The following is a 26,562-nucleotide window of genomic DNA, read 5'->3' on the forward strand; positions in this document are numbered from 1 at the left end:
TATGTATTAGTGCGAGCTTCAAAAAGTCAGATTTTCAGCACCGAGAAGGTTGGATGAAGCTAGGGACTGAGGAGCGGAGCGTAGGGAGAACCTACGTGAGCACCGGAAGGCCCGGCTGAATTCAAGATTCGACGTCGATTTCGCTTCCTGATTCACTTCGTGATCAAAAGATGATTTTTTGAACAACCTCTATTAGTGAATCACCCCCAAAGGAGCTATGAAAAAATATGTCACATTACGATGTTATTGTTGTAGGGGGAGGCCCCTCTGGACTTATGGCTTGTGTAGCCGCTGCCGAACGGGGTGCATCCGTCCTGCTGATTGATAAAGGAGACAAGCTCGGACGCAAGTTAGGCATTTCTGGGGGCGGACGCTGCAATGTCACCAATGCTAAGGAAACCGATGAGCTGATTGCCCATATCCCGGGAAACGGCCGATTTTTATATAGTGCGTTTCAGCACTGGAACAACCGTGATATTATGTCCTTTTTTGAAGGACTTGGGATTCCATTGAAGGAAGAAGACAACGGCCGAATGTTCCCCGTCTCGGACAAGGCATCAAGCGTGGTCAACGCTCTGGTCGGCAAGGTAAAGGAGCTCGGCACTGAAATCAAGACAAACAGCCCTGTCGAGCGGGTCTTATATGGGGACGGGCAGACTGCCGGAGTAGAACTAAAATCGGGGAAAATTTATAAATCACCCTGCATTATCATTGCTACAGGAGGACAATCCGTCCCCCAGACTGGCTCCACAGGCGACGGTTATCCCTGGGCCACTACAGCGGGACATACGATAACAGAGCTGTATCCGACAGAAGTGCCGATTGTATCCACCGAGACATGGATCGCTTCAAAAGAGCTTCAAGGACTGTCACTGCGGGATGTGGAGCTGTCCGTCTGGAACCCTAAAGGCAAACGAGTCATTGCTCACAGGGGAGATATGCTGTTTACACACTTCGGTGTTTCAGGACCCATCGCACTGCGGTGCAGCCAGTTTATCCGGCAAGTTCAGCGTAAATTTGATACCGTCAATGTCGATCTGGCCATCGACCTTTTTCCGGACCTTGCTCTCAGTGAAGTAGAGTCGGCTTTTAAAGAACGACTGGAACAAGAACCTAAAAAAGCTGTTAAAAATGCCATAAAAGGATGGATCCCGGAACGTATGATTCCTCTTCTGCTCTCCAAAGCCGCAATTGACGGAAATACGGTCTGCAGCGGCTTGTCCAAAACGTCTGTCTCTGCGTTCGCTGCCGTCCTGAAGAAATTTCTCTTCCGTGCCTGCGGCACCCGTTCGTTGAAAGAAGCGTTCGTAACCGGAGGTGGTGTGAGCCTTAAAGAGATTCAGCCTAAAACGATGGAATCAAAACTTATGCCAGGCCTCTTCTTTTGTGGTGAAGTGATGGATATACATGGTTACACAGGCGGATACAATATTACTGCCGCTTTCTCGACCGGTTACACGGCAGGCAAACATGCCGCAGAGACGGCAGCCATGCTTCGCAACTGACTCTTATCTCTAAAACAAAGACGCGCCTTACGTCCGCACAAGCGGAAGTAGGCGCGTCTTGTTCATTTAACCGGAATCAATCCGTACAATTTACTTGTTTAATATTTCCGCTTCAGTGATGGCAGAGAAAATAGTATAGGAACAGAAAAAGAAGATATCAGAGTCAGTGGAACCGCCGACAGTAGACCAATCCAGCTCGGCCATATCGAGAAACTGAAAGCTAGCGAGATGATCAATGCCGGAATGAGCATTAATGTACGGACTGCCAGAGTACCAGCAGACATCTGCTGTGTGCCGCTGAATGGAAGAACCAATGAGAACTCTGCTTCCGCAAAAGCGGTCCATTTGATACGCAGCAGATAAGATACAAGAAGCATCAGAGCTCCGTACATAATCAGTTTGATAACAATAGGCGGAAAAAGAACAGCCGGTATGGCAACAACAGAGAATTGGACATAGAGCAGCAGATTTTCCGGATTCCTGAGAAAGGCTTTGACACCTGCACCAGCAAACCGCTTTTCCGGAGCACTGGACCGGTAAATCCGGCGGGATCTACGGAATAGCCATGCCTTACTGCGTATCCGGGGAGGCTTGCCCACCGCTTGGACGAGCACTATGTCCGTAAGCCACAACCGGATGCGGGCGTCTTCCCTCGTATCAGCAGTAAAGCTTCCCTGCATGGAAAGACGAAGCCGCATAAGGAGCACAGCCACTGCCATCAAGAGCAGTCCTGTTACAGCAGCGGATGCCGGCATACCCGGCAGAAGCGTAAATATAGTCAGGTAGAAGGCATAGGATAACCATCTCATGAAATTGGAGAATAACCATTTTTTGAAGCCTAGAAAACGTACCCGGATTCGCTGAACCATTAAATTGGTACACCAAGCGGTTCCGGCGGCTAACAGTCCCCATGCAATCAAAGTCCAGGAATCGAGCTGAAATCCCCGGTACAAAAATGGCAGCGCAATAAGCAGGAACAGCAAACCTTTTAAGGTGGTTACCGTTATGCTGTAAACCATTCCCCTTAGCATAAGCCCTTTCATCCAGCGGGGCTGCTGTCTTAGAAACAGCATGTCACCTTCCTCAACAAACAGCAGAACATTGCCCGAGAACATAAACAGTAGAGCAGCCGCAGCAGCCTGCTGAGGAATCCATTCCACCCACGCCGGAAGTGGTGAGGTCCAAAGCTCCATATAAAGTCCACCGCCGAGGAGCAGACCTGGAATCAATATGTACAGCATGACAGTCCAATCTGCCACCGATTTCATAACCGAAATCTGATGTTTCCAGTGGCTAAGCACTCTTCGTCTAAAAAGCTGCCCCGGATGGAGAATACGTGGCTTCCGTTGAATTTCCACTTTCTCTTTCATTTCCATGCTCCTCCCCTCATGTCAGGGCATCGAAGCAGTCGAACAACGATCCCTCCGGCAATCCGGCGGAACTACGTATATCATCCAAGCTTCCCTGAGAAGTGACTCGGCCTCCTGAGATAAGAACAAAGGAATCACAAATTTTCTCTGCAGTATCCAATACATGGGTCGACATCAGAATACCTGCTCCCCGCTGTCTCTCTTGGTTTAGTAGCTCCAGAAAGTCTTTGGTCGCCCGGGGATCAAGGCCGATAAAAGGCTCATCTACAATATAAATATCCGGCTGAGCCATAAACCCGATCATCAGCATCATTTTTTGCTTCATCCCTTTGGAAAATCCACCAGGCAGCCCGTCACGGACATGATCCATACCGAACTGCTGTAACAGACGATTTGCCTGTTCCTCGAAACGCTCCTCCTCCAGCCCAAAGGCTGCCGCAGCAAGGTCAAGATGCTCCCAGAGCGTCAGATCTTCATAAAAAACCGGTTGTTCAGGCACATATGCGTATCTTGGAGGATCACCCGCAATCTTCACTGCAGCCTTAGCATCTTTGAGCAAGCCCATGACCGTCTTAATGGTTGTACTTTTTCCTGCTCCATTCGGTCCGATCAAGCCAAGCAGCTCTCCTGCAGACACTTGAAAATGCACATCATGAATCCGCGGACGGCCCGGTTCATAACCAGCTTCCTCAATATCTATCTCCAGCACCGGCGGCCGGTGCTGTTTGTCGAATTCCATCATCTACTTCTCTCCTGCTCATATCTTGTTAATTTATGGTTTCATAAACAAAGTATTTTCTAGTTATTACGCAGGAGAAGAATCACGGTTACAACAAAAGTTTAAAGGGATGACTCTGTAACCGCCTGAAGCGGGCTTCTTTCACTCGTGGTAGAATGGTCTCTCTGTTCGATCCGTCCTTTTAATATCAGCAGTGTCATGCCCAAGAGCGCGGTCCCCAAACCTGAAATGATGAACGTTGTGACCGGACCCCACATTGTAACCAGCATGCCTCCAAGCATCGGTCCCACAATGACAGCTGCACTTGTAAGACTCCCCACTGTGCCGAACACACGGCTTGTCATGTGCTCAGGAGTCCGCTTCATCAGCAGCATTTGAAACGGGATAAATACAAATCCGCCCCCCGCTCCAGCCAGAAAGAACGCAGTAAAGAGAATCACGTACACCATCATTTCCGGCAAAGAAGATACGACGGCTACTGCCGCTAAAGCAAACACGATACCTGTTGCGGCCGCTCCGACACCCATTTTGTTCAGCGTACTCCATGATATTTTACGGACGATGAGTGCCGCGAGCAGTGTACCAAATCCGCTAGCTGAAATGCAGTACCCCAGAAGATCATCGGAAACACCAGGAATGATTCGGAACAGTGTAACTGTCTGGGTGTCTGCCATCTGAAGCACCAGCATAACGGAACATAGAGTAACAAGACCACTCAGAAGAAGCGGCATACTGTAAATGACGGATAGACCAGTGCTGAGTTCTTGCAGGAACGTCTTCTTCTCATGGGATGTGGTTTCAGATCCTGAAGTATTGGTTGACAGATCTGAAGATTCGACCTTCTTCTTCCCTTGAACTCCGATCAAAAACAGTGCCGATACCACAAAGGTGATGGAAGTCACCACAAAGCACATCCGAATCCCAAAAACCGCCATCACCAGTCCGCCCAGTGCCGGTCCAATAATCTTCATCATCTGCTCCATTGAAGAACTGATCGTCACGGCTTGCTCCAAGTGCTGAGGTGGTACGACTTCTTTCACTTTACCGCTCTTCGCCGGCGAGAATAGTACATCCATCATGCCTTTAAGAACGAGAAGAACGTAAATCTGCCACAGATCTCCGGAGAACATAATGCCTACCAGAATTAGCGCTCGGGTCAAATCAGAGACAATCATCAGCATTTTGCGGTCAAACCGGTCACCGATGACTCCCGCCACCGGACCGCCGATGAGTACAGGAATCGCCATACTTAATGTTATCGCCGTAATCTCCCACGGGGTCGCATTCCACTTGAATCCTACCATGGTAAGAAGAGCTATAATATATAACCATTCTCCCAGATTGGATATGAGCTGTGCTGCCATCAGCATCATATAATTTCGATTGCGGGTAAGCCCACCTTTAACAGTCCCTTGTAGATTTGGATTCATTATTCTTCTCTCCCCTGCCGTTTCTAACACCAATAATGTCATTATATGAATCGACATCTTACTTTGTATCGGTCTCGGGAAGGGGTTGTTACCGACCGGAGGAATGAAATGGAATGAGGCCTTTCTATTTTTAAATACTAAAATAGAGTCTAATTGTGATAAATCACATGTTTCTATTCCCAAGATTGGAGTAATCTATATTCAAGAAATCTATGGCATGACCAAAAAGGCGGGAAGAAGCATGATTCTGTCACATGAACGCGATACACAGCTGTCATTGCACCTATATCGGGTTTTTGCCAAGTCATTTAAAAGTGTAAGTGAGCATGCCGTAGCCGGCAGCAAAATTGAAGGATTCAATCCTACAGCTTTTGCGGTTATGGAAGTGCTGTATTACAAGGGGCCCCAACCCATTCAACAAATTGGTGCTAAACTGCTGCTGCAAAGCGGAAACGTCACTTATGTAATCGACAAACTGGAAAGCCGCGGGTACCTGCTTCGCAGACCTTGTCCCAAGGACCGCAGAGTAATTTATGCCGAGCTGACCCCTGAAGGGGAAGCGCTGATGAACGAACAATATCCTCAGTATGCGGAGCGGATTCATTTTGCGCTCAGCGGTTTGTCCGAAGAAGAGAAGGATCAAATGATCCATCTTCTGAAAAGGCTTGGGAAACAAGCGGAAAAATTGTCACCATTACTACGTAAGTGAAATAATACACAAACCAATCCGGCGGGGAATCCTCGCCGGATTTGGCACTTCTTGTTCATAAAAAGGTTACTGCTTTAAGAAGCAATTCTTTATCATTACATACAAAAGGCCGATCCTCTAATCTCCAAGCAAGAATTAGAGGATCGGCCTTTCTACATGAATAATGTTCTGAATCAGAGAGCGGCTGAAGCTCTGATTTCTTCAGTGTTGTCCTCAGGCTCAGGAGGCCTATTATTGTAACGGGCAACAATGACAAAGCAGACGAGTGCAATGACTGCCATTAAAATAAACAGCGAGTTCAGGCTGCTCTCCAACACCTGCTTCACCAAACCTCCGGATTCTGCCGGAAGGCTCATCTCGCCATGCGGCGAAAGCAGTTTGTTAATATCGTCGCTGCTGATTCCGGCTCCTGCCGGCTCCTCGGCAATCCGTCTTGCAATACCGCTGTTAAGCCAAGTACCGAACACGGCAACCCCTACAGTCTGCCCCAATGTCCGGATGAACGTGTTAAGCGCCGTGGAAGCTCCACGCAGCTCATAACCGACGGAGGACTGGGCGATGATCGAGAACAACGTAGAAATATAACCGAAGCCCAAACCGTATACAAAGGTATACAGCAGCAAGGCTACCAATGGAGTTCCCTCATGGGTAAAGGCAAGACCCGTAGCGCCTGCGGCAAGTCCGATCACGCCGATGAGAGCTGTTTTGCGTGATCCCGCCTTCATGATAAGCCTTCCGCTTGCCACAGATCCAATTAGCCAACCGATAGACATCGGAGCAAGCGTCAATCCCGACAACGTTGCGTTACCGCCCCTGACACCCTGAATCCAAAGTGGCAAATAGGTAGTCAGACCGATCAGCAGTGCACTGACCAGCAAATTCGCGAGAGTAGACACCGAGATATCTCGGATTCGGAACAGTTTCAAAGGCACCATCGGCTCTTTCGCCCGCGCTTCAACGAACAGAAAGGCCGTCAGCAGTACAACCGATGCAATAATAATGCTAAGCATCATTGGCGAAGACCATGGATACGTCTGTCCGCCGGCTGCTAGAGCGAAGAGCAGCAAAGTCATTCCGACCGTAAACAATCCGGCTCCCGCGTAGTCGATCGATACGCGCCGATGCTCCCTTTTTTCATCGAGATAACGATATATCAGCCAAATGGAAACGAGCCCAAACGGCACGTTAAATCCAAAAATCCAGCGCCAGGACAAGTAATCAACGAAATAGCCTCCAAGCAGCGGGCCTACCAATGAAGATATCCCCCATACCGAACTGAGAAGACCTTGAATCTTACCCCGCTCCTCCAGTTTATAAATGTCCCCGATAATCGTAAAGGTTACAGGAATGACCGCACCTGCGCCAATACCCTGAATTGCCCGAAACACAATTAGCTGGGTCATGCTTTGCGAAAATCCGCACAGTAGCGAACCGAGCAAGAACAGCATAGAGCCGTACAAAAATACAGGTTTCCGGCCATACAAATCGCTGATTTTGCCGAATATCGGAGTTGTTACTGCCATCGTTAGCAGGTAGGAGGTGAAAATCCAACTCATCAGGCTGACGCTGCCGAAATTACCGATAATGGCAGGGCCTGCGGGTCCCACAACCGTGCCTTCAATCGCCGCAAGAAACGTCGACAGCAGTATGCCTGCAAGAATATAGCTGCGTTTAGTCTGGTTTAAAGTATTCACTAGATGAGTCCCCTTTACTATAAAGAACAGCCATCTCGGCATTTCGTAAATTCGAAAAAGAGCGGCTGTTGAAACAACGCAAGTAGAAAAACCTTCTCATAGTAATGGAAAGCGTAAAGACTCCTTGTTAAGGCTACTCGAAATATAGTGCTGACGATGGCAGCGGACATATCGGTACTTGAATGAACCTCTATACGTTCCCATTCAATTTATAATCGTCAAGCACTAACTTTGGTGATAAACCCTTCTAAAACAGGAGAACTTTTTTCTTGCGCAACGTTTCTATTATAGTAGTTCGGGTGCGAGAAGGACAGACATCATTTTTCCATCCTGCAATTTCAACAAGGTATCAGCTTCGGTTTCCACCAACTCTGGATCATGTGTGATCATTAGCAAAGCCGCGCCCTGGTTGCAAGTTGAACGACACAATGTGATCAGTCTGGCTATTCCCGCATAGTCCATCCCGGACGTCGGTTCATCCAGAATATAAAGCTCTTTGGGTACGATCAATTGACTGATGACGCTTAACAGTCTTTTCTCCCCGCCGCTGAGCAGATAAGGCGACACATCGTTCTTATGATGAAGACCGGCAGTCCGGAGCAGATCATCTGCACGCCGTTTCTCATCTGCCGTAAGTTCCGGGCGCCTGGCTTGCGGAAGTCCGCCGTGCAGACTGTAAGTGAGTTCTTCCCACACTGTTGGGGCGGTAAAGGTATGTTCCGGCTGCTGAAAGACATAACCGATTTTCTCAGCCATACGGTAAACCGGAACGCCGGCTGTGTCTTCTCCCTGCCACGTTATACATCCTTTGGGTGCTGGCAGCAGACCCATCAAGAGGCGGCTTAACGTTGTTTTGCCAGAGCCGTTCACTCCGGTGAGCAGTGCCCATTCGCCGCTGCGCAGGCTGAAATGTACGTCCCGGAGCGCCTGCCTGCCGCCTGGGTATGTGAAGTCGAGCGACTTCACCTCCAGCAGTGTGCTGCTGGGGGAGATGACGGCGAAATCCTGTGCTGTAAGTACAGCGTGCGCGGCTGGAGAGGCAGTCTGCGCGGGCGGTTCGGCGAGCACGGACGGATTACCGGGCGTAGACGGTTCGGCGGGTGCGAGCGCTTCGCTAGGTACAAGCGCCTCGGTGTGCGCGGACCGATCGCTAGCTGCGGGCCGTTTGGCGGGTGCGGGTGGACCAGCGAGCGCGGACGACTCTGCCGCCGCTCCGGGCCATGCCCCTGCCTCCCCCCGCTGGGGAGGCAGCAGCCCCAGCTCCGCCAGCTGCTCACCGCAGCGGCGCAGCAACGCCTCCGGCGGCCCGTCGAGCACGACGGTGCCGCCGTCCATGACGATGACGCGCTGCGCTGCGCGCGCGGCATCGTCAAAGCGGCCGGACGCGGTGATCACCGTCCGGCCCTCCCCCTGCAGCACTCTGCATAGCTGCAGGAAGTCCGCCTGCGCCGCAGCATCCAGGCTGGCGCAGGCGTCGTCGAAGACGAAAAGCCGCGGCTGGAGTGCCAGCACGGCGGCTATAGCGGTGCGCTGGCGCTGTCCGCCGGACAGCCTGCGCACATGATCTCGGCGGCGGCTGATCAAGCCGACGGCCTCCAGAGAATTCACAATCCGGCGCTCGATTTCCGCCGGCTGCACACACATATTCTCGGGACCGAAGGCGACCTCGTCCTCGATGATCCCCTGCACCAATTGGGCATTCGGATCCTGAAACAGGACTCCGGCGGCCTGAGTGACCTCTGCCAACGCTGCTTCTGCCGGATCCATTTCGTCCAGCAGCAATGTCCCTTCCCTGCTCCCGCCTCCGCTGCGTGGAAGTAGACCATTCAGAAGCTGACATAGCGTCGACTTACCGCTACCGCTCGCGCCAATTACAGCGGTCCACTGGCCAGCCGGAATCACAAAGGAAATATGTTTTACTGCAGGGAGATCTTCACCTTCATAGATATACGTTATATCTTCACAGGTCACTCTCGTTCCCGTCATCCGCTTACACCTTCATACCAAGGGCGAATCGGCGTAAAAGCCCCGTACGCTTCAATGCATCCCCCAAAACCTTGACCAGAAGGCCGCATAACAGTACACCACTTAGGATGCGGACGAGCAGTGCAATGATGAGCACACTGGTCGGCCAAGCCGTATATCCGAACATATTAGCGGCAAACAGAAACCATAAAGGTACCATTGCCCCTCCTACGAGCATCAATACTCCCGTCCCCCACCGCTTGTACCGGAAGAAAGCGAATAAAGCTTCCGCGACAATCATATAACAAGCCGCTGCGACAAAACATGACGCTATTCCATATACCGGACCCGTCAGTGCCTGAATCGTTCCTCCAATACCGTATGTAATCGCTGCAGTGCCAGGTTTACGAATGATGTAATAAGCAAGCAAACCGTAAACGATGTACAATCCTGTCGTGACGGAGGTAGCTATGGGGCCGCCCAAACTGCCGAGAAGCTTGTTGACCGGGCCAAGATACACGGTGAGTACGGCGTTGACGGCAGCAAGCATGGCCATTAGCACGATGTCCTGTGTTGTGAATCGACTGCGGGATGATGTTTTCATGAGAACCCTCTCTTTCGATAACCAAATAATATTGTGCGGGAGACCCATTAGAGAGTATTAACATCTCTCGCTGAATGGACCATGATCATATTTTGCCTTCTTATCAGCAATTCGTCAACCAAAATTTATTGTATTATGGTTAACAATTTAGACGGTCCACCACGACCATGCGGTAAGAACGACCGCTATTATGGCTGCTGCCGGTCCCCAAAAAGGTACAACAACTTCCTTTCGGAACGTACGTTTCGGATAGGCTCCAAACCCTTTCGATTCCATCGCTCCAGCGGTTTGCTGAACCCGTCGTAAACTATTAAGCAGCACTGCAGCAACAAATCTGCCCCACCATGACAACCTACCAGCAATCCCCTTCGGAGGCCTGTGCCCCCTGACCTGTTGGGCAGCGCGAATGCTCGCCCCCTCCTCCTCCAGTGTAGGAAGAAACGTCAGTGCCGCCGAAATCCCGAAGGCAAAACGGTACGGTATCCGCAGCCTTCTAACCATTTCAGCTACCAGCTCCTGCGGATCTGTACTTACGATATAAGCTAGTGATGACAAAAATAAGGTGATCATCCTCAGACTCATCTCGCCTGCCTGATTAACCGATTCAGCCGTCAATCTTATAAGTCCCCACTGAAACCATACTGTCTCTCCGGGCACAGTCAGAGACGTTAAGACAAAATAAGGGATAGCAACCACGGCAATGAGCTTGATTCCCCGGAACAAATGACGTAAAGATAATCCTCCAGCCCATCTCGCCGTGATGATACACCCTGCAAGAAGAATCGTTTGTAAAAATGCTCCGTCCCATAGCATGGCCACTACAGCGGTACACATCAGGACAGCCAGCTTGCTTAATGGGTCCCACCGATGCAGCAGTGAGTTTCCCTGTTCATATTGAATTAACATTCATCCGCTTCCTTCCTCAACATTTTGGTTACCCCCGAATATCCTGATCACTAATATTCTCACGATTCCAGTCCCGGCGGAGCAACGAAAATACATTGACGTCTATATAGCCTGTCGAAGTATGCTTGTATTCCCGAAGAATTCCCTCGTGCTCAAAGCCGATTTTCCGAAAAAATTCGGCACCTCTTTCATTGCGTATATCCGAAAAAGCCTCCACTCGGTTTAAGCCCATTACACGGAATCCGTATTCGAGTGCCATCGCAGCCGCTTCTCGCATATATCCATTACCCCAATAGGAACTCGCAAGCTCGCATCCGAATTCTCCCCGGAAAGCCCCTTGAAGCTGCCACCCATTAAACCCGCAGCTCCCAATCATTATGCCGCTGTCCAGATGTTCAACTCCCCATCGTAACGAATCTTCAGACTCTGATAGCTCATTGAGCAGCAGGATTAGAGCTTCTGCATCATGTCTTCCAGTCATGGATGGAAGATACAAATATCTTGCTGTCCACTCATCGGACCAACATTGATACAGATCATCGGCATCGCGGGGAGACATTTTTCTCAGTCGTACGGTTGTCCCCCTTAGCTCAGGGATAACACCCTTACACTGGTACATAAGAAAGTCACTCCTGTCCTCCAATTTCAACTACAAAGCACAATCCCCCCCTAAACAGCAGCCATCTTGCTGGTTCAATGAAAGCCTTGTGTGTTTAAAAAATTTGACTTGTCCTTGATTTTTTAGGTGATACTATGTTCATGTATATAGTTACATTTGATCGTTTTGAATTTGCATGATTCATGTGTCAGTCACCGGGGCAGATGCTTCTATATTGAGTCACGCGGCACATTCCCGTCAATATTAGATCCCTCCACCCCGCTGAAGTAAAACGGAAGAAGAGGAGGAGTATTCTTGATGTATATCACGATCATAATACTGTTGTTTTTGGCCATTCTCGCGGCAGGTATTACGCATTTTGGATTCCTGCAGATCACACAAATGAAAGTCAAGAATGACCTCAGCCTGTTCACCGTACTTGAAAGTCTTGGTCTGTACAGCCGGGATCGCTACGAGGCTCTGGTCAAAAAAGAAATTATCCTCTCAAGCGTCGACGGACTAAAGCTGAGCGGAGCTGCGATTGAGCTTTATCCGGACTCCAAACGTTGGATGATCATCGTACACGGATATACTGGCTCCCGCGCCTTCTCCACCCAATTTATCGATATGTTTACGGACGAAGGCTATAATGTGCTGCTTATCGATCAGCGTCGTCACGGACGGAGTGAAGGGCGCTACACCACATATGGATTTTATGAAAAATATGATGTTCAGACATGGGTTAATTGGCTTGTCGAACAGCACGGCAAGGATACCGAGATCGGCCTTCACGGTCAGTCCCTTGGCGGCGGAACTGTTCTGGAATACCTGTCAATCGCGGCTCCGCAGGTTAAACTTATCATTGCGGATTGCCCTTATTCTGATCTCACAGATCTGATGAAACACCAAATAACGAAACTGAACAAAGTTCCCGCTGTACCTTTTTTCCGTTGGGTTCATAACCGGATCCGTAAAAAAGCCGGCTTCAGCTTTGAGCAGGTCAGCCCGATCCGTTCCGTACGGGAAAGCCATCTTCCGGTCATGTTCATTCATGGAACGAACGACACCTACGTACCGACCCATATGAGCCAGGAGATGTACGATGTGAAGCCTGGGCCCAAAAAGCTTGTTCTGATCCAAGGCGCTATTCACGCCAACGCTTATCATATCGATCCCCAAAAATATCGTCAGGAAATCCGATTTTTCCTGCACGAACATATGGGGAAACCCGAAATAAAGACTGCTACTGAACCAACACGGCTCGATTTTTTTAAGGACAATTCCCTTGAATCCGTATAATCCCGTATAAAAAACAGCCCCCGGAGAGGTGTATAACGCTCACTCCGGAGGCTATTTTTGCTATGGACCTCTTTCCGCGGACCTGTTTTCTTTATGCTGTGGTATCTTGCTTACTTCCGTTGCACTGGCTTAAGCATTTCACCGTACAGTTCCTTCGGCTTACTCTGGTTGGGCTCATATCACTGATCGTCAGGCTAACTCAGGAATCAGCCGATTTTAGCCAAAGCGTGTTCCAAACGGCCGTGAAGCTTGACGGAGTCCCGGCCGTGTACTATCTTAATTAAATTAATAGAGAATCAATCGTAAGAGAGGTGGATCGCCCATGTTTCAAAATATACCCTATGAAGGTACCCGCAACGAACAATTCGCCCAGGTACTCAATCAGTTAAAGGCACTTATCCATGATGAGCCGAATGCTGTAGCCAATCTGGCCAACGCCTCTTCTCTGCTGAATCATTTTCTGAAAGATATTAACTGGGTTGGTTTCTATCTCTATGACGGGAAAGAGCTTGTTCTCGGACCTTTCCAAGGCCTTCCTGCCTGCATTCGTATCCCTCTGAACCGAGGTGTATGCGGAACCGCTGCAGCTGAACTGAAAACACTCGTTGTAGAAGATGTGCATGCCTTTCCCGGCCATATCGCCTGTGACGCCGCATCCAATAGTGAAATTGTTGTCCCAGTAATAAAGGATGGACAGCTGTACGGCGTACTGGATATCGACAGTCCACTCGTAAACCGCTTCGATCAGGAAGACCGCGAATTTTTGGAGCAGTTTGTTCAAATTTTGGAAGGTCAATTATAGTCTTTTGACGACTCTAATTTGAATATTTTATGTATTCCTCCGCACAATAAACGAGGGCTTTGACCCACTAACCGAAGGAGGAATACATCACATGTATCAATCCAATAACATTCAGATTTCACAACAAGTCCGCCAATGCGAGCAAATGCTTCAACAGCTGAGCCAGCAAACCCAACAGGCAACAGCAATGTATCAGCAATTGCTGCAACAAGAGCAACAGAATGCTTCACGTCTAGAGGAATTGGCACAGCGTGAACGCCAAGCTTCCCAAATGATTCAATCTGCAATTCAAGGGCATCATCAGGCTATCCAGCAATACCAGCAAATATCCCAACTGGTGAAACAGGTAGAGCAGTCTGTGTATGCTCACAACCAGTCCCATAACCAGAACAACTTCCAGCCTTCTTTTGGACAAGGCTATTCAAACATGCCGCAAAGATTCCAATAAATTGACATAAAGTCATTTATTTATCTAATGAATAACTTCAACCATCGATAAAAGCCGTCCATGATGGGCGTCTTTTGTCTTTCACTCCGTAAATGATTCATCATGTTATCTAGTATTATTGCTGATGATATTCATAAATTTTGATATTGTCACGCAAAAAATCCACCAGCTGTGGATGATATCCAGCATAACTTTTTTAAGGCCCGACAGCTTCTTTACAAAGAAAAAGTCTGGGCGTATAATCATGAACACAAACGATGTTCGGCGAAGAAATACGTAGAGAGGGCCTGCCTGTTTGCAGGCTCCTTTTGTCGTCTGGATTACCCTGAACTCTTATTGGAGGCGCCCTGATGGAACAGCAAGCTATTTTGGCCATTGCCATATTTCTAATCGTATATGCCATCATTATCAGTGAAAAAATACACCGGACTATTGCGGCCATGCTCGGTGGAGTACTCATGCTCATGTTTGGCATAGTGGACCAGGAAACCGCTCTACACCACATTGACTTTAATACTCTGGGGCTTCTGATCGGTATGATGATTATCGTTAATATTACGGCAGAGACAGGGCTATTCAAGTACATGGCTGTCTGGTCAGCCAAAAAAGCCGGAGGGCATCCGGTCAAAATCCTGATCTATTTGTCGCTTATCACTGCGGTGGGCTCTGCCTTTCTCGACAATGTGACGACCGTGCTGCTCATGGTACCTGTTACATACAGCATTACACGCCAGCTACGAGTCGACCCCATTCCGTACATGATTGCTATCATCATCGCTTCGAATACCGGTGGGACGGCAACCATGATTGGCGACCCGCCGAATATTATGATCGGTAGCCGGGTTCCGGAACTGACCTTTATGGCCTTCATCCAGAACTTAACACCCATCGTCATCCTCATTATGGCGACCATACTGCCTCTACTTGTGCTCATGTTCCGCAAACGGATCAAGACAACACCCGAGCTTATGCACCAGGTGATGGAGCTGAACGAGAAAGATATGATCACCGACCGGAAGCTGCTCATGAAGTCGGTATCCGTACTTGCGCTCACCATCGCTGGTTTTTTTCTGCATCAGCTGATTCATCTGGAATCTGCCACAGTTGCTCTCACGGGGGCATTCATTCTACTGTTGCTGACGGGAGAACATATGATGGAACAGGCCATCGAAAAAGTGGAGTGGACAACCATCTTTTTCTTTGTAGGATTGTTCGTGCTCGTCTCAGGACTGATTGAAACTGGCGTCATCGCCCGATTGGCTGAGCAAGCGTTGGAATGGACCGGAGGCAACCTTACAGCCTCTTCCATGCTGATCTTATGGCTCAGTGGTATCGCATCTGCATTCGTTGATAACATTCCGTTTGTGGCTACCATGATTCCTCTCATTCAGGAGATGGGCCACGGCGGAATAAGCAATCTTGAACCCTTGTGGTGGAGTCTTTCTCTCGGTGCCTGTCTCGGCGGCAACGGAACACTGATCGGTGCAAGCGCCAATCTCGTCACGGCAGGCCTATCAGCGAAAGAAGGGCACCCGATCAAGTTTATGGAGTATTTGAAATACGGCTTTCCGCTTATGATATTGTCCATCGTAATCTCATCGGTTTATATATTCATTCGGTATTTGATGTAATAGAGAACTAGCATACAGTTAAAAAAAATGGGGTGCTCAAAAGGTTCGCAAACCTTGGGCACCCCATTATCTGTTATAAGACGCTACGCGTACGAATCGTTCCTACAATCGCTCTTGCCAATTAGCTCGTGTATATAGCTTTAACACGACCCACTTGTCCGTCCTGAAGCCGGACCTTAATACCATGCGGATGACGCGGAGAATTCGTTAAAATATCTTTTACAATACCTCGCGTCAGCTTGCCAGTCCGCTGATCCTGCTTCAACACAATATCTACTTCAATTCCGGGTTTTATGTCAGAACGATTCTGTCCATTCATAGATGTCACTCCTATTCAATCTTTCATGCGTTTTTTCATTTCTAATTATGACACACAATACGGAAATATAGATAAAAATGCAAATAAAAAAACGGACAAAAGGCCGTTCCAACCTTTTCATCCGCGTTTAATCCATAATATTGTCTTAAACTCACTTTACCTAACACGATTTCGTTATATTACACTTCCACCAAAGAGGAAACGATTCTTCCAAGAATCACTGAAATTACCGACCAGCACGCCGCCGGACTTTTGTGAGTATGTATGCAGGAGCTTATTGTCTCCAAGATAGATAGCAACATGGGTAATACGCTGCTTGGACTTGTCCAATCCGGCATAATTCGAAGCGGAAGAACCTTTATAACTCATGAAGAATACGAGGTCTCCGCGCTTCAAATTACTGATTTTGCTAACGGCAGTTCCTTTGTCCTTAATCCAGTCACCTTGTGTGCGGGAACTGCTTGGAAGCTTAATGCCTGTCCCTTCCAAAAATGCTCGACGAACAAAGTCAGAGCAATCAAAGGTTGTCGTCGTATTGCGGTCTGAACCAAATTCATAAGGAGTACCCAAGTACTTCATTCCGGCTTTAATAGCGTTCTCTACCATAACAGAGCTGGAAGCCGATCCATTGCTATTGTTATTCGATGAGCTTCCAACTGTATTTGTGCTTCCTCCAGGTACAATATATTTCGAAGAGGCGTAGCCCTGTTTCCCTGAGCTTGTCTTCACTTCATACCAGCTGCTGCTGCTTTTTTTTACAATCTGAACCTTTTCGCCTTTATTAATTTTGGCAACGATTTTGCCTGAAGTCGATGGCTTACTTCTCAGATTGACGTTACCATTAGCTTTTCCCTGCTGTACACTGACCTGAGCATTGGATGCCGCAGCCGCGTATGTAGTTGATCCATATGTGTAAGAACCCATAACCGCTGCAGACAAAAGCGCACCGGCCATTATTTTTCTCCAATTCATTTGCATGTGATGTGTACCTCCCTGATTCTCGTAAAAGTCTGGAATCCGAAAACATGTTCCGTTCTTCCCGTCCCCCATTATAGACAGGCCAAAACCGGGACTGCATGCTCCGATTTTCACAAATGAACAAACCAACTTCTACCAAAAACAAGGACTTTCGTCTTGAATCCGACCTAATATTGGGTACATAGGATTATTAATGAAATAACTACTTTTAATATTTTCCTTATTAAATGGGTAAATTTATATATTCTGCTTCTTATTTCTGGATCTACTTAAAAAAATGAGCGTGCACCAATCAAAAAAAGAGAGCTGCATACACCTGTTTGGTGGAGGCAGTTCTCTTTGTAGGATTCACAATGCAAAGGTTTATGGTTTCTTCTTATAAAGTGGATAACCTGGATTGTCAGGCACATCAATCAAAATCATTCTTAGTCCCTCACTAGCTGTAAGACTGAGTAATTCATTAGCATTCGAACTCAGAAGGACAAAATCCTTATGATGAAACTGAAGCTGGCCTCCCTCTGTTTGGCCATTCCAAATTCCGCTACCTCGGACAGCAAGGGCGGTTAACACGCGTCCTTGAAGCAGCATATAGGTTATGCTCTTACCTTCCTGAAGATGGATATCATACATGCGGGCATCTACCGATAAATCAGCCGGAGATCTATCACCAATGACCGTCTTGCGGACAATTCCATCCTCCCGTTCGATATGAAAATCTTTGTGCTGGTATCGCCGATAAGACGGATTTTGCTTCAAAGAGTCCCGCAATAGCGGTTCAAACCAGATTTGAAATCCTTCCGCATCCGGGCCAATAAAACGCTCCTCATGCCGGACACCAGATCCTGTGCGCATGAGCTGCAGACCACCAGCCTCTACCTCACTTGTAATACCGAGCGTATCACTATGAACCGCTCTGCCTTGAATCATATAGGTGATGACCTCAAAGCCTTGGTGTGGATGCAATCCTATATATCCCTCAAGAGGTGAGTGAAACCAGGACCAATAAAACAGCGGACCTACACGGGTAACAGCAGATCCCTCTCCCGAAAGACCGATCGGCTTCGATTCTGTAATTTTCCCTCCATCGTATATGCCTCTTCCATGCATTTCGGGTGGATACAGCGTCCCTTTCATGTCCTGACTCCTCCTTACGTTTTTGTATCGTTTTTTACTTTTAAACTCATAATATCTTAAATTAAGATAATATCAACTACTATTAAGATTGTATATTTAAACTAGCTTTCAGTTTATGTTCAGAAAAGTTTCAGGAGCCATTCAGCTTCCCGGTGTATGATCATTGTTAGTTAATATAGATACTGGAATGGATATGGGGGCTACAGTAATGAATACGATCAAAGGCATTAAAATTTTGCTAGTGGATGATGAGCCGCATATTTTGCAATTTTTGGAGCTTGGACTGCGCAGTGAAGGGTTTGAGGTGGAATCCGCTTCAGACGGCATAAACGCTGTTCAAATGGCTGATCTCTTCAATCCTCATATCATCATCTTGGACATCATGATGCCGGGAATCGATGGCGTGGAGGTATGTCGGCAATTAAAACAGAACGGAAATGATGCCGCCATTATTATGCTCACCGCTAAGGACGAGGTAAGCGACCGGATTCGTGGACTCACCACCGGTGCGGACGATTATATGATAAAGCCCTTCAGTTTCGAGGAGCTTCTCGCCCGGATTCAAGCGCGGTTGCGTAATCAATTCCCTAATCTTTTCGGAGAGATTACATTAGGTCCCTTTGGAATTGATGACCGTAAACGGGAAATCACGTACTTAGGGCAGGCCCTGACATTGTCCCCAACAGAGTATGACCTTCTTAAACTGTTAGTCATCAAACATGGCACCGTCATGAGCAAGAGCAAAATTTTGAATATCGTATGGGACTATGATTTTGGTGGAGAGGACAACATTGTCGAAGTGTATATCCGCTCTCTTCGTGAGAAGCTGAGAGATAAAGAACACGTAATTATACGCACCCTACGGGGCGCCGGATACCGGGTTGATCTGCCATGAAGGAACGTATCTCAAAGATATTTCGGAAACCCGGTTCTCTAAGGGTTCAGCTGTTATCTAGGTCGCTGTTCGTCCTGGCTGTACTTCTGATTCTGATAGGTTTCCTGCAGTATGTATTGATGAAAAATGTCATGTACCGTAGCCAGGCGGAAGCGATGACAGCCCAGCTGCGCTCCGTTCCCAGAGACGTCTGGAATTCTTCTGACAGACACTGGCCGGATCAGATAGATAACGGCAAGCAGGCCAAAGAACCCGACACCGGCCGGAGACCGTTGTTCTTCATGCCGGATATGTCATTGGCCGTTATCGACGCAGAGGGCGGTTTTAATGAGGTGCAGACTGATGGAGGATATAGCGCACCGCAGCTGTCGGCTGATACGTATCGTTCCATTTTAAGTGAAATGAAGGAACGTAAGCCGAACGAGTACCGGGTGGTAAAAGATAAGGATGGCATCGAACAATTGGTTGTATTCCTCCCTGCCGGCAATCCGGGAAATCCAGATAGACTGCTGCAGATGGGGAAAAATACAGATCCGATTCAGGATGTGATTCTGCGGCAATTGGTGACCTTTACTGCACTCGCATTGCTCGCTATGGCCGGCGGTCTGCTTCTCTATCTGCCGCTTCTGCGCCAAACACTAAATCCGTTGAACAACATGGTGGAGGCCGTAGAGCGGACGGATGCCGGCAATTTGGCTGACCGTTTTCCAGATCAGCAGGGTCAGCAGGAGATCGACCGCCTCGCGGAATCGTTTAACAGCATGCTTGAACGCTTGGACATTTCCTTCAGGGCGGAGCGTGAATCCAAGGAGCAGATGCGCCGCTTCATTGCGGATGCATCACATGAGCTTCGAACACCGCTGACCTCCATTCACGGCTTTCTGGAAGTGCTGCTCCGTGGAGCGGCCAATCATCCAGATCAGCTGGAAGCAGCTTTACGCAGTATGCATGGTGAATCAAACCGTATGAAAAAGTTGATCGAGGATCTCCTTCTTCTCGCCAAGCTCGACAGAGCTCCCGAACTTCAGCTAAAGGAAACTCAGCTGGATATGCTGATCATGGAGATGGAGCCGCATCTGAGAATGCTGGCGGATGAACGATTCGTGTCCTTTAATCTGGAACAAGGTATTCGCTGCATGTGTGATCCGGACAAACTCAAGCAGGTCGTGCTGAACTTGTTTCATAATGCCGTCCAGCACACTGACCCTAAAAAAGGACAGATTGAGGTCAGATTGAAACTCCATGAGAAACAAACCGTTCTTACAGTGAGTGACAATGGCCAAGGCATACCGTCCGATCATCTTCCTCACCTGTTTGAACGATTTTACCGCATCGATAATTCCCGAAGCCGTAAATACGGAGGCTCCGGGTTAGGACTTTCAATTACACAATCCATTGTGGAAGCTCATGGTGGAATGATTGAGGCAGACAGCAAGGTTGGTGAAGGATCTGTGTTTATAGTGACTCTTCCATCACTATAAACAATCAAGGGATGTCCGTAACGGTCGATACATGACCTAGGACAGTCCCTTGATTTTAGTAAGAATTCCGATATACCGTTTTTATTCCACCTGAGCTTTCTTATCAATAACCTCAGCCCTATATCAAATGTAAATATTCCCTTAAAGCTAACTGATTTTTAACAAAGATCTGTTTATTACCTGATAAAGTTATTAAACCTAAATCCTCAAACTTGCTGAATTTTCGGCTTACCGTTTCTCTTGCAACACCTACGTAACTCGCCACTTCTTCTCGTGTTATGGGTAATTCGATAAGAATTCCCTCATTTTTTTTCATTCCAAACTTTTGGCAGAATTCCAATATCATTTGTACGATTCTTACTTCAGCATCGTTAGTTGCTAAATTCTGTGCTAAATTTTCTATATGGGCTAACCGTTTTGTCACCGCTCTTAAAAGTTTTAGTGCAATTTCAGGATTGGCTTCCATAATACGATCAATATCATCTTTCGTTAACAGGCAAATCACTGTATCTTCAATGGCATATACACTAAAATTGTTTACTTCATCATGATTAAAAAGATGCAATTCTCCAAAAAACTCGCCAGTTGTCAAAATATATAAAATTTGTTCTTTCCCATTAACAGTAAATTTAGATACTTTTACTTGCCCTTTATTCACAATAAATAATTTGTCTGATTTCTCGCCCTCGTGCAGAAGCGCTTGCCCCTTTTTGAAATGGATGTGTTTCGTCATTTTAGCTACTTTTAAGATTTCCTCATCAGATAATTCCTTGAAAATCGGAACTTTTTTAGGGCAGGGCTCTATCATTTTGTGATTATCATGGTTACAATTATGCTCCTTCATTATCATCACCTAACAAGAAATTTTATTGTCGATCTACTATTACTTTGAGAATCAATATCAATAACAAAAATATATCATTATGCTAAAGGGCGTATTATGTTTTGAATCACACTGCCAAAAAGGTCCATTGACCTGGGACGCCCCCTATGTCTGTCGTAAGACGCTACGTGTACGAAGCGTTCCTACAATCGCTCTTGCCCCCGAATTTCCTGAATGATTTCTTAGCGAAAGAAATTCGGGGACAAAGGAGCGTGTGCTTTCGATGCGAGCTTTCCTTTGGAAAGCTTTTACCGCTGCCGCTTCTCCGGAATCGTTTCGTCCTCTCCGCTGCTTCGTACATATTCACTAATTAAACACAGAAACAAAGAAACTGCCCTTGGTAGAATGGAAGTGTTGAGCAACCAAGAAAAAGAGCGAGTGTTGATGGGGATATGCCCCTCAAACTCGCTCTTTTTTGTTAAATCATCGACTGTCTTGTAGACACTTGCTGTTTCACAAAGTTTGAAAACTACTTTTGGGACAGCCCCAATTAAAAATGATATATGTGCCGTTATCCTATTCTTCTACCTCTGCAAATTTATCTTTGTCTTCGCCACACACCGGGCATACCCAATCCTCCGGCAAATCCTGAAATAAAATCCCGGGATCAACACCTTCATCAGGATCCCCAACAGTCGGATCGTAAATGTAACCACAGGGTAAACAAATGTATTTTTTCATTTTGAAATCCTCCTTGTTGTTTAAGCGGGTGTCGTAAGCCGACCTTTCACTTCACTCATTAAATCCTTTATAGAACTATCGTTCAGATTAATCCCATCTAATGAAACTCCGCTTTCAATAGCTGTTTTATACGGAATAGACGCCAACATGTCACCAAGAGAAATAACCCCAACCATTTTATTATCTTTAATAAAGACTCTAGTGTACTTTTCAGCACCATCTTCCTCAATGATCGTTGTATCACAGCGGCTTTCATCTATGAATCCAATTGAAAACAGAGAAAGATTAAAGGCATTGAACACCGTAAACGGAGTCGTCTTCTGATAAGATTCAGCAACAGACACCATATTCTTACCCGCCACTTTTCCTTGGTCCATCGCCGGACCCCATAGACCTTCCACTTCACCATTTAGCTCTATTACATCACCAGCGGCATAAACATCCTTAATGTTCGTTTCCATTCGCTCATTCACAATAATCCCCTTGCCCGTATGGATTGGTGTGTTTTCTGTTAGGTCGATGTTCGGAACGACTCCGATGGAGTAGATCACACTGTCACAAGAAATGGTTTGGTCCCCCAGTACGATCCCTTCTACTTCATCTCCATCCATGATCTGCTTAATGGAGGTATTTACATGAACATCTACGCCTGCTTCTTCAATTTTATTTTTGAGTAAAGCGCTTGTTTTATCATCCAGTTGTCTAGCCATTAGCCTTGGTGCAGCTTCGACAATCGTAACCTTTTTACCCGCCTTAAAAATGGACCAGGCCGTTTCTAATCCTTGAATTCCCCCGCCAATATTTACAATGCTTGTTTTATCCTCTATAAATACTTTGAAGTCTTCTGCTTCATGCATTTCTCTAATGGTAAAAACCCCTTTTTTATCTGCCCCATCAATTAGCAGCTTCCGGTTTTTAGCCCCCGTACAAATGAGTAATTTATCGTACTGAATCGTTTCACCCGTTGACGTATGGAGGGTATGGTTATCGGAATCAATATGTTCGATTTTTGTATGAAGCAGGGTTTGGATATTTTGAGTTTGATACCATTTTTCCTTCTTAATTAGCACTTTTTCACTGCCCAAGTCTGAAAATAATTCTTTTGATAATTTGATTCTGTTATAGGGTAATGATGTTTCGGCTCCAATTAATAATATACTTGATTCCTGATCCAGGTCTCGTATTGCTTTCGCTGCATTTACAGCCGCAACACCCGTTCCGATGATACAATAATTTTTATTCATTTTTTCACCCACTTATCATGTTACTAGATTGCACTTAGCAGTAAATCGGCCACGTAAGTAGCGGAATGCTCAATTTTTTTCAACTGATCATCTTTAGGAGCAAATCTCACTCTTACAGGAAACTCCACATGCGTCATGCCCGTCGTTTTAATAACATGTGAGGTGCTTTGAACATCCATATTTGTCTGGTTGAGGTAGTCCTGAATGACTTCAGTGGCTTCTCCACTCCAACCGTATGACCCAAAGGCAGCCCCAATTTTTCCTTGGAGATCCATCTTTTTCAGCTCTTTAAGCAGATCCTCCAGATTACCAATCATATCCGCATATTTCGTCGAACTTCCGATGAATACGGCATCGGCTTCCTTAATGCTTTCAAGGATTTCAGCTTGATCTGACTTATCCGCATTGAACACAGAAGCTTGGATGTTATTTTCCTCAAAAATTTTCTTTAAATATTCTGCTATCTTTTTCGTACTGTTCCTAATCGTTGTATATACAATCGTTACTTTTTTGCCTTCAACCGTATCCGCACTCAATGTTGCATAGAGATCAATGTACTTTTGAATGTCGTTTCGTAAAATATAACCGTGGGAAGGGGCAATCATCTGAACGTCTAATTCTTCTAATGCATTGATTAATGTTCTTACATATCTTCTATGTGGGTGAATAATCGCATTGTAGTAGCCAATAAAGTCTTCTGTAATATCATAGCCTGCCTCATCAGCGAAAAACTCTTTACCTGCAACATGTGTGCTAAAGATATCGCAAGGGAATAAGATTTTATCTTCGATGCAATAAGTAATCATGGTTTCTTCTGTGTGAAGATATGGGGTTTCTTTGAACTTCAGTGTTTTGCCTCCGATATCTAATGTATCACCATCCTTTACTACCAGGAAATTTCTGCTATGAAGCTTGTACATTTCTTTTAATTCATTTACTGCAATTTCTGTACAGACAATCGTTGCATCAGGTGCTCTTCCTGCTAACGCTGCTAATCCACCTGAATGGTCGGGTTCCGTATGGTTAATAACGATATATTGGATTTCTTTAGGGTCGATCAATTCGCTTAAATACTCTACAAATTCTCTGCCAAACTCCAAATCCACCGTATCGATTACCGTCGGCTTTTCTGTTTTTAACAAGTACGCATTGTAAGTCGTCCCTTTTGCTAAAATTAATCTATGAAATGGCACTTCTCTATCATCAATTTTTCCTACCCAGAAAATATCCTTTGCCAGCATTACTTCATTCATCTATATCGCCCTCCTGATTTGAATGATATTGATCATGTGTCTCTTAACAAGATCCATCGTATAGTACTTTAAAAAATCAAATCAGGATTTGAATCACAATTTAAAAGTAATTTATAGCTTCCGCTTCGGAATCCGCTCTAATTTGCGTCGTTTTTCCTTGTGTCCAACAATTTGGTACAATTACAGTCGATACGTATGTAATGCTATGCCTAGAGAGAGGGACTTATCGATATGTTTAAAATATTTATCGTCGAGGATGACTATCATCTGGTCAGCCTACTCAAAGAACATCTTCATAAATTCGGTTACATGACTCAATCCGTAGACGACTTTGAGTCCGTACGCAGTCAATTCGAACATTATGATCCGCAACTTGTCCTTCTTGACGTCAATCTTCCCAAATATGATGGATATTACTGGTGCCGCCAGTTCCGCAGCATCTCCACCTGTCCTATCGTGTTCATCTCCGCTCGTGACGGCAAAATGGATCAGGTGATGGCACTGGAAAACGGTGCTGACGATTATATAACAAAGCCCTTTGATTATGAAATTGCTATGGCCAAAATCAAAAGCCAGCTACGCCGGGCCTATGGCTCCTACGCATCCGCAAATAACGAGCGTACGCTAACTGTTGCCGGTCTGACGTTGGACGTTGAACGCCTTTCCTTAACGCTAGGCGATTCCCAGATTGATCTTAGCCACACGGAAGCCAAAATTTTGGACGAGCTCATGCAGCGATCTGGACAAGTGGTGAGCCGGGATCGACTATTAGAGAAAATATGGGATGACCAGGTCTTTGTGGACGATAACACCCTCAATGTCTACGTAACCCGTGTACGCAAAAAACTTGCCCAATTCGGTATTGAAGAAGGGTTACAGACGATAAGGGGACGCGGCTATCGCCTCAGTCCGAATTGGAGTGAAGAGATATGAAACTGTTTCTGCGTGAGCAGCGGCCGTTGATCTTTGTTTATATCGCTCAGCTTCTCATCATAACGCTGGTTTACTGGCTGGACGGGTACAGAAATATGTCAGTCAGTATCTATGCCTGCTTGATCAGCGGCTGTCTGCTGGCTGGTTACCTCATCTTCCGTTACGTCGCCAACCGTTCATTTTACAAAAGATTAGAGCAGCCACATGCTTCTCCGGAACCGTTCCAGAAGGAATTCTCCCGCGAACCTTCCCAAACCCCGCTCGCCGAGGCACTGCAGCAAGTGCTGCGGAGCCAATTCAGACATTACACTACCGATCTGCATAACTATAAACATAGAATCGAGTCTCATATTCAGTTTATCAACCAATGGGCCCATCAAATGAAGACCCCCATATCGGTCATTCATCTGATCCTGCAGAAAAAGGACGACCCCGACTCCACAGCCATCGGTGACGAACTAGACCGTCTAAAAAAGGGGCTTGATCTCGTATTGTACAGTGCACGCCTTGATACGTTCGAGCGGGATTTCTATGTCGAAACTTTACAGCTGGAGCAAATTGTACGGTCAACAGCATCGGAGCAGAAACGTCTCTTTATCCGCCGGAGGATTTTTCCTTCTATTGATATTGAAGCAGGTATTTCGATCACTTCCGATGAAAAATGGTTGTCCTTTGTGCTCTCACAGCTCATTACAAATGCCGTCCGTTACACCCCCTCTGAACGAGGGAAACTATTTTTCAAAGGTTACCGCCAAGACCAAGACATTGTTCTGGAAATCCGGGATGAGGGGATCGGTATTCCTGGGAGCGATCTGCCGCGTGTATTTGATCCTTACTTCACCGGAGAAAACGGCAGACGTTATCAGGAATCAACCGGAATGGGACTGTATTTGGTGCAGCAAATTTGCAGCAAGCTGGGCCATGATCTCGAAATTGAATCCACCATTGGAGAAGGAACTACCGTCCGTATTACATTTCACAGTGCTTGAACCTTACAGAGTTGTAAGGTAACTGTAAGTTATCGCCATAGCGGCAGTCTGTGCTACTGTCCTACAATAAAG

The 26,562-nt window shown here is 46.7% G+C and carries 25 protein-coding genes; 10 read left to right on the forward strand and 15 right to left on the reverse strand.

From position 1 onward, the window contains the following. The first annotated feature begins 227 nt into the window (after window positions 1–227). Entirely contained in the window at window positions 228–1,505 is a 1,278-nt protein-coding gene (locus B9N86_RS25320) for a BaiN/RdsA family NAD(P)/FAD-dependent oxidoreductase (protein WP_208915849.1), read from the forward strand. Window positions 1,506–1,603: 98 nt separating this feature from the next. Here the strand turns inward: B9N86_RS25320 and B9N86_RS25325 are convergent, their stop codons facing one another. From B9N86_RS25325 to B9N86_RS25335, 3 genes are all read right to left on the reverse strand, one after another. Further along, window positions 1,604–2,875: an ABC transporter permease gene (locus B9N86_RS25325; protein ID WP_208915850.1), complete on the reverse strand. Its 1,272-nt coding sequence runs from the start codon at window positions 2,873–2,875 to the stop codon at window positions 1,604–1,606. Window positions 2,876–2,891: 16 nt separating this feature from the next. Then, on the reverse strand, window positions 2,892–3,617 hold the full coding sequence (locus B9N86_RS25330) for an ABC transporter ATP-binding protein (protein WP_208915851.1): 726 nt from the start codon (window positions 3,615–3,617) through the stop codon (window positions 2,892–2,894). A 98-nt stretch (window positions 3,618–3,715) separates the two neighbouring features. Beyond that, on the reverse strand, window positions 3,716–5,044 hold the full coding sequence (locus B9N86_RS25335) for an MFS transporter (RefSeq protein WP_208915852.1): 1,329 nt from the start codon (window positions 5,042–5,044) through the stop codon (window positions 3,716–3,718). Between the two features lie 241 nt (window positions 5,045–5,285). Between B9N86_RS25335 and B9N86_RS25340 the strand changes: the two genes are divergently transcribed. Beyond that, entirely contained in the window at window positions 5,286–5,753 is a 468-nt protein-coding gene (locus tag B9N86_RS25340) for a MarR family winged helix-turn-helix transcriptional regulator (protein WP_208920745.1), read from the forward strand. A 173-nt stretch (window positions 5,754–5,926) separates the two neighbouring features. On the opposite strand, the gene B9N86_RS25345 is transcribed toward B9N86_RS25340, so the two are convergent. The 5 genes from B9N86_RS25345 to B9N86_RS25365 all read right to left on the reverse strand — a co-directional run bounded on the left by B9N86_RS25345 (window position 5,927) and on the right by B9N86_RS25365 (window position 11,541). After that, window positions 5,927–7,447, reverse strand: a complete 1,521-nt coding sequence (locus B9N86_RS25345) for an MDR family MFS transporter (RefSeq protein ID WP_244562845.1) — start codon at window positions 7,445–7,447, stop codon at window positions 5,927–5,929. Between the two features lie 285 nt (window positions 7,448–7,732). Further along, a complete protein-coding gene (locus B9N86_RS25350; RefSeq protein ID WP_208915854.1) occupies window positions 7,733–9,433 on the reverse strand; it encodes an ABC transporter ATP-binding protein in 1,701 nt (566 codons plus the stop codon). Between the two features lie 4 nt (window positions 9,434–9,437). Further along, a complete protein-coding gene (locus tag B9N86_RS25355) occupies window positions 9,438–10,016 on the reverse strand; it encodes an ECF transporter S component (protein WP_208915855.1) in 579 nt (192 codons plus the stop codon). A 147-nt stretch (window positions 10,017–10,163) separates the two neighbouring features. Then, window positions 10,164–10,922: an energy-coupling factor transporter transmembrane component T family protein gene (locus tag B9N86_RS25360; RefSeq protein ID WP_208915856.1), complete on the reverse strand. Its 759-nt coding sequence runs from the start codon at window positions 10,920–10,922 to the stop codon at window positions 10,164–10,166. Between the two features lie 28 nt (window positions 10,923–10,950). Further along, entirely contained in the window at window positions 10,951–11,541 is a 591-nt protein-coding gene (locus tag B9N86_RS25365; RefSeq protein ID WP_208915857.1) for a GNAT family N-acetyltransferase, read from the reverse strand. 297 nt (window positions 11,542–11,838) lie between these two features. Here B9N86_RS25365 and B9N86_RS25370 point away from each other — a divergent pair, with 297 nt between their 5' ends. The 4 genes from B9N86_RS25370 to B9N86_RS25385 all read left to right on the forward strand — a co-directional run bounded on the left by B9N86_RS25370 (window position 11,839) and on the right by B9N86_RS25385 (window position 15,700). After that, on the forward strand, window positions 11,839–12,819 hold the full coding sequence (locus tag B9N86_RS25370) for an alpha/beta hydrolase (protein WP_208920747.1): 981 nt from the start codon (window positions 11,839–11,841) through the stop codon (window positions 12,817–12,819). A gap of 322 nt (window positions 12,820–13,141) precedes the next feature. Then, entirely contained in the window at window positions 13,142–13,621 is a 480-nt protein-coding gene (locus tag B9N86_RS25375; RefSeq protein ID WP_208915858.1) for a GAF domain-containing protein, read from the forward strand. Between the two features lie 91 nt (window positions 13,622–13,712). Then, entirely contained in the window at window positions 13,713–14,069 is a 357-nt protein-coding gene (locus B9N86_RS25380) for an AMP-dependent synthetase and ligase (RefSeq protein WP_208915859.1), read from the forward strand. 350 nt (window positions 14,070–14,419) lie between these two features. Further along, the gene (locus tag B9N86_RS25385; RefSeq protein WP_208915860.1) at window positions 14,420–15,700 is read left to right on the forward strand and encodes an ArsB/NhaD family transporter; all 1,281 of its coding nucleotides are present in this window, start codon (window positions 14,420–14,422) and stop codon (window positions 15,698–15,700) included. Window positions 15,701–15,821: 121 nt separating this feature from the next. On the opposite strand, the gene B9N86_RS25390 is transcribed toward B9N86_RS25385, so the two are convergent. From B9N86_RS25390 to B9N86_RS25400, 3 genes are all read right to left on the reverse strand, one after another. Next, a complete protein-coding gene (locus B9N86_RS25390) occupies window positions 15,822–16,019 on the reverse strand; it encodes a YwbE family protein (RefSeq protein ID WP_208915861.1) in 198 nt (65 codons plus the stop codon). 174 nt (window positions 16,020–16,193) lie between these two features. Beyond that, on the reverse strand, window positions 16,194–16,991 hold the full coding sequence (locus B9N86_RS25395) for a C40 family peptidase (protein ID WP_425298622.1): 798 nt from the start codon (window positions 16,989–16,991) through the stop codon (window positions 16,194–16,196). 369 nt (window positions 16,992–17,360) lie between these two features. Further along, window positions 17,361–18,131 (reverse strand): pirin family protein, encoded by a 771-nt coding sequence (locus tag B9N86_RS25400; protein WP_208915862.1) that lies wholly within the window; start codon window positions 18,129–18,131, stop codon window positions 17,361–17,363. Window positions 18,132–18,339: 208 nt separating this feature from the next. Here B9N86_RS25400 and B9N86_RS25405 point away from each other — a divergent pair, with 208 nt between their 5' ends. Next, window positions 18,340–19,026: a response regulator transcription factor gene (locus B9N86_RS25405; protein WP_208915863.1), complete on the forward strand. Its 687-nt coding sequence runs from the start codon at window positions 18,340–18,342 to the stop codon at window positions 19,024–19,026. Next, on the forward strand, window positions 19,023–20,507 hold the full coding sequence (locus tag B9N86_RS25410; protein WP_208915864.1) for a sensor histidine kinase: 1,485 nt from the start codon (window positions 19,023–19,025) through the stop codon (window positions 20,505–20,507). Before B9N86_RS25405 ends, B9N86_RS25410 begins: the two co-directional genes overlap by 4 nt. Before the next feature lie 118 nt (window positions 20,508–20,625). Here the strand turns inward: B9N86_RS25410 and B9N86_RS25415 are convergent, their stop codons facing one another. From B9N86_RS25415 to B9N86_RS25430, 4 genes are all read right to left on the reverse strand, one after another. After that, entirely contained in the window at window positions 20,626–21,351 is a 726-nt protein-coding gene (locus B9N86_RS25415; RefSeq protein WP_208915865.1) for a Crp/Fnr family transcriptional regulator, read from the reverse strand. Window positions 21,352–21,906: 555 nt separating this feature from the next. Then, window positions 21,907–22,071: a rubredoxin gene (gene rd / locus B9N86_RS25420; RefSeq protein ID WP_208915866.1), complete on the reverse strand. Its 165-nt coding sequence runs from the start codon at window positions 22,069–22,071 to the stop codon at window positions 21,907–21,909. A 20-nt stretch (window positions 22,072–22,091) separates the two neighbouring features. Then, complete coding sequence (locus B9N86_RS25425) at window positions 22,092–23,315, reverse strand: NAD(P)/FAD-dependent oxidoreductase (RefSeq protein ID WP_208915867.1); 1,224 nt, start codon at window positions 23,313–23,315, stop codon at window positions 22,092–22,094. A 23-nt stretch (window positions 23,316–23,338) separates the two neighbouring features. Then, entirely contained in the window at window positions 23,339–24,568 is a 1,230-nt protein-coding gene (locus B9N86_RS25430) for an FprA family A-type flavoprotein (RefSeq protein WP_208915868.1), read from the reverse strand. Between the two features lie 231 nt (window positions 24,569–24,799). Between B9N86_RS25430 and B9N86_RS25435 the strand changes: the two genes are divergently transcribed. Beyond that, window positions 24,800–25,501 carry a response regulator transcription factor gene (locus tag B9N86_RS25435; protein ID WP_208915869.1) on the forward strand — a complete coding sequence of 234 codons (702 nt, stop codon included), beginning with the start codon at window positions 24,800–24,802 and terminating at the stop codon, window positions 25,499–25,501. Beyond that, on the forward strand, window positions 25,498–26,490 hold the full coding sequence (locus B9N86_RS25440; RefSeq protein ID WP_208915870.1) for a HAMP domain-containing histidine kinase: 993 nt from the start codon (window positions 25,498–25,500) through the stop codon (window positions 26,488–26,490). The genes B9N86_RS25435 and B9N86_RS25440 overlap by 4 nt, the downstream gene beginning before the upstream one ends. Window positions 26,491–26,562 lie beyond the last annotated feature (72 nt).

It is taken from the genome of Paenibacillus uliginis N3/975, from assembly GCF_900177425.1.
Taxonomy (GTDB): Bacteria; Bacillota; Bacilli; order Paenibacillales; family Paenibacillaceae; genus Paenibacillus_AQ; species Paenibacillus_AQ uliginis.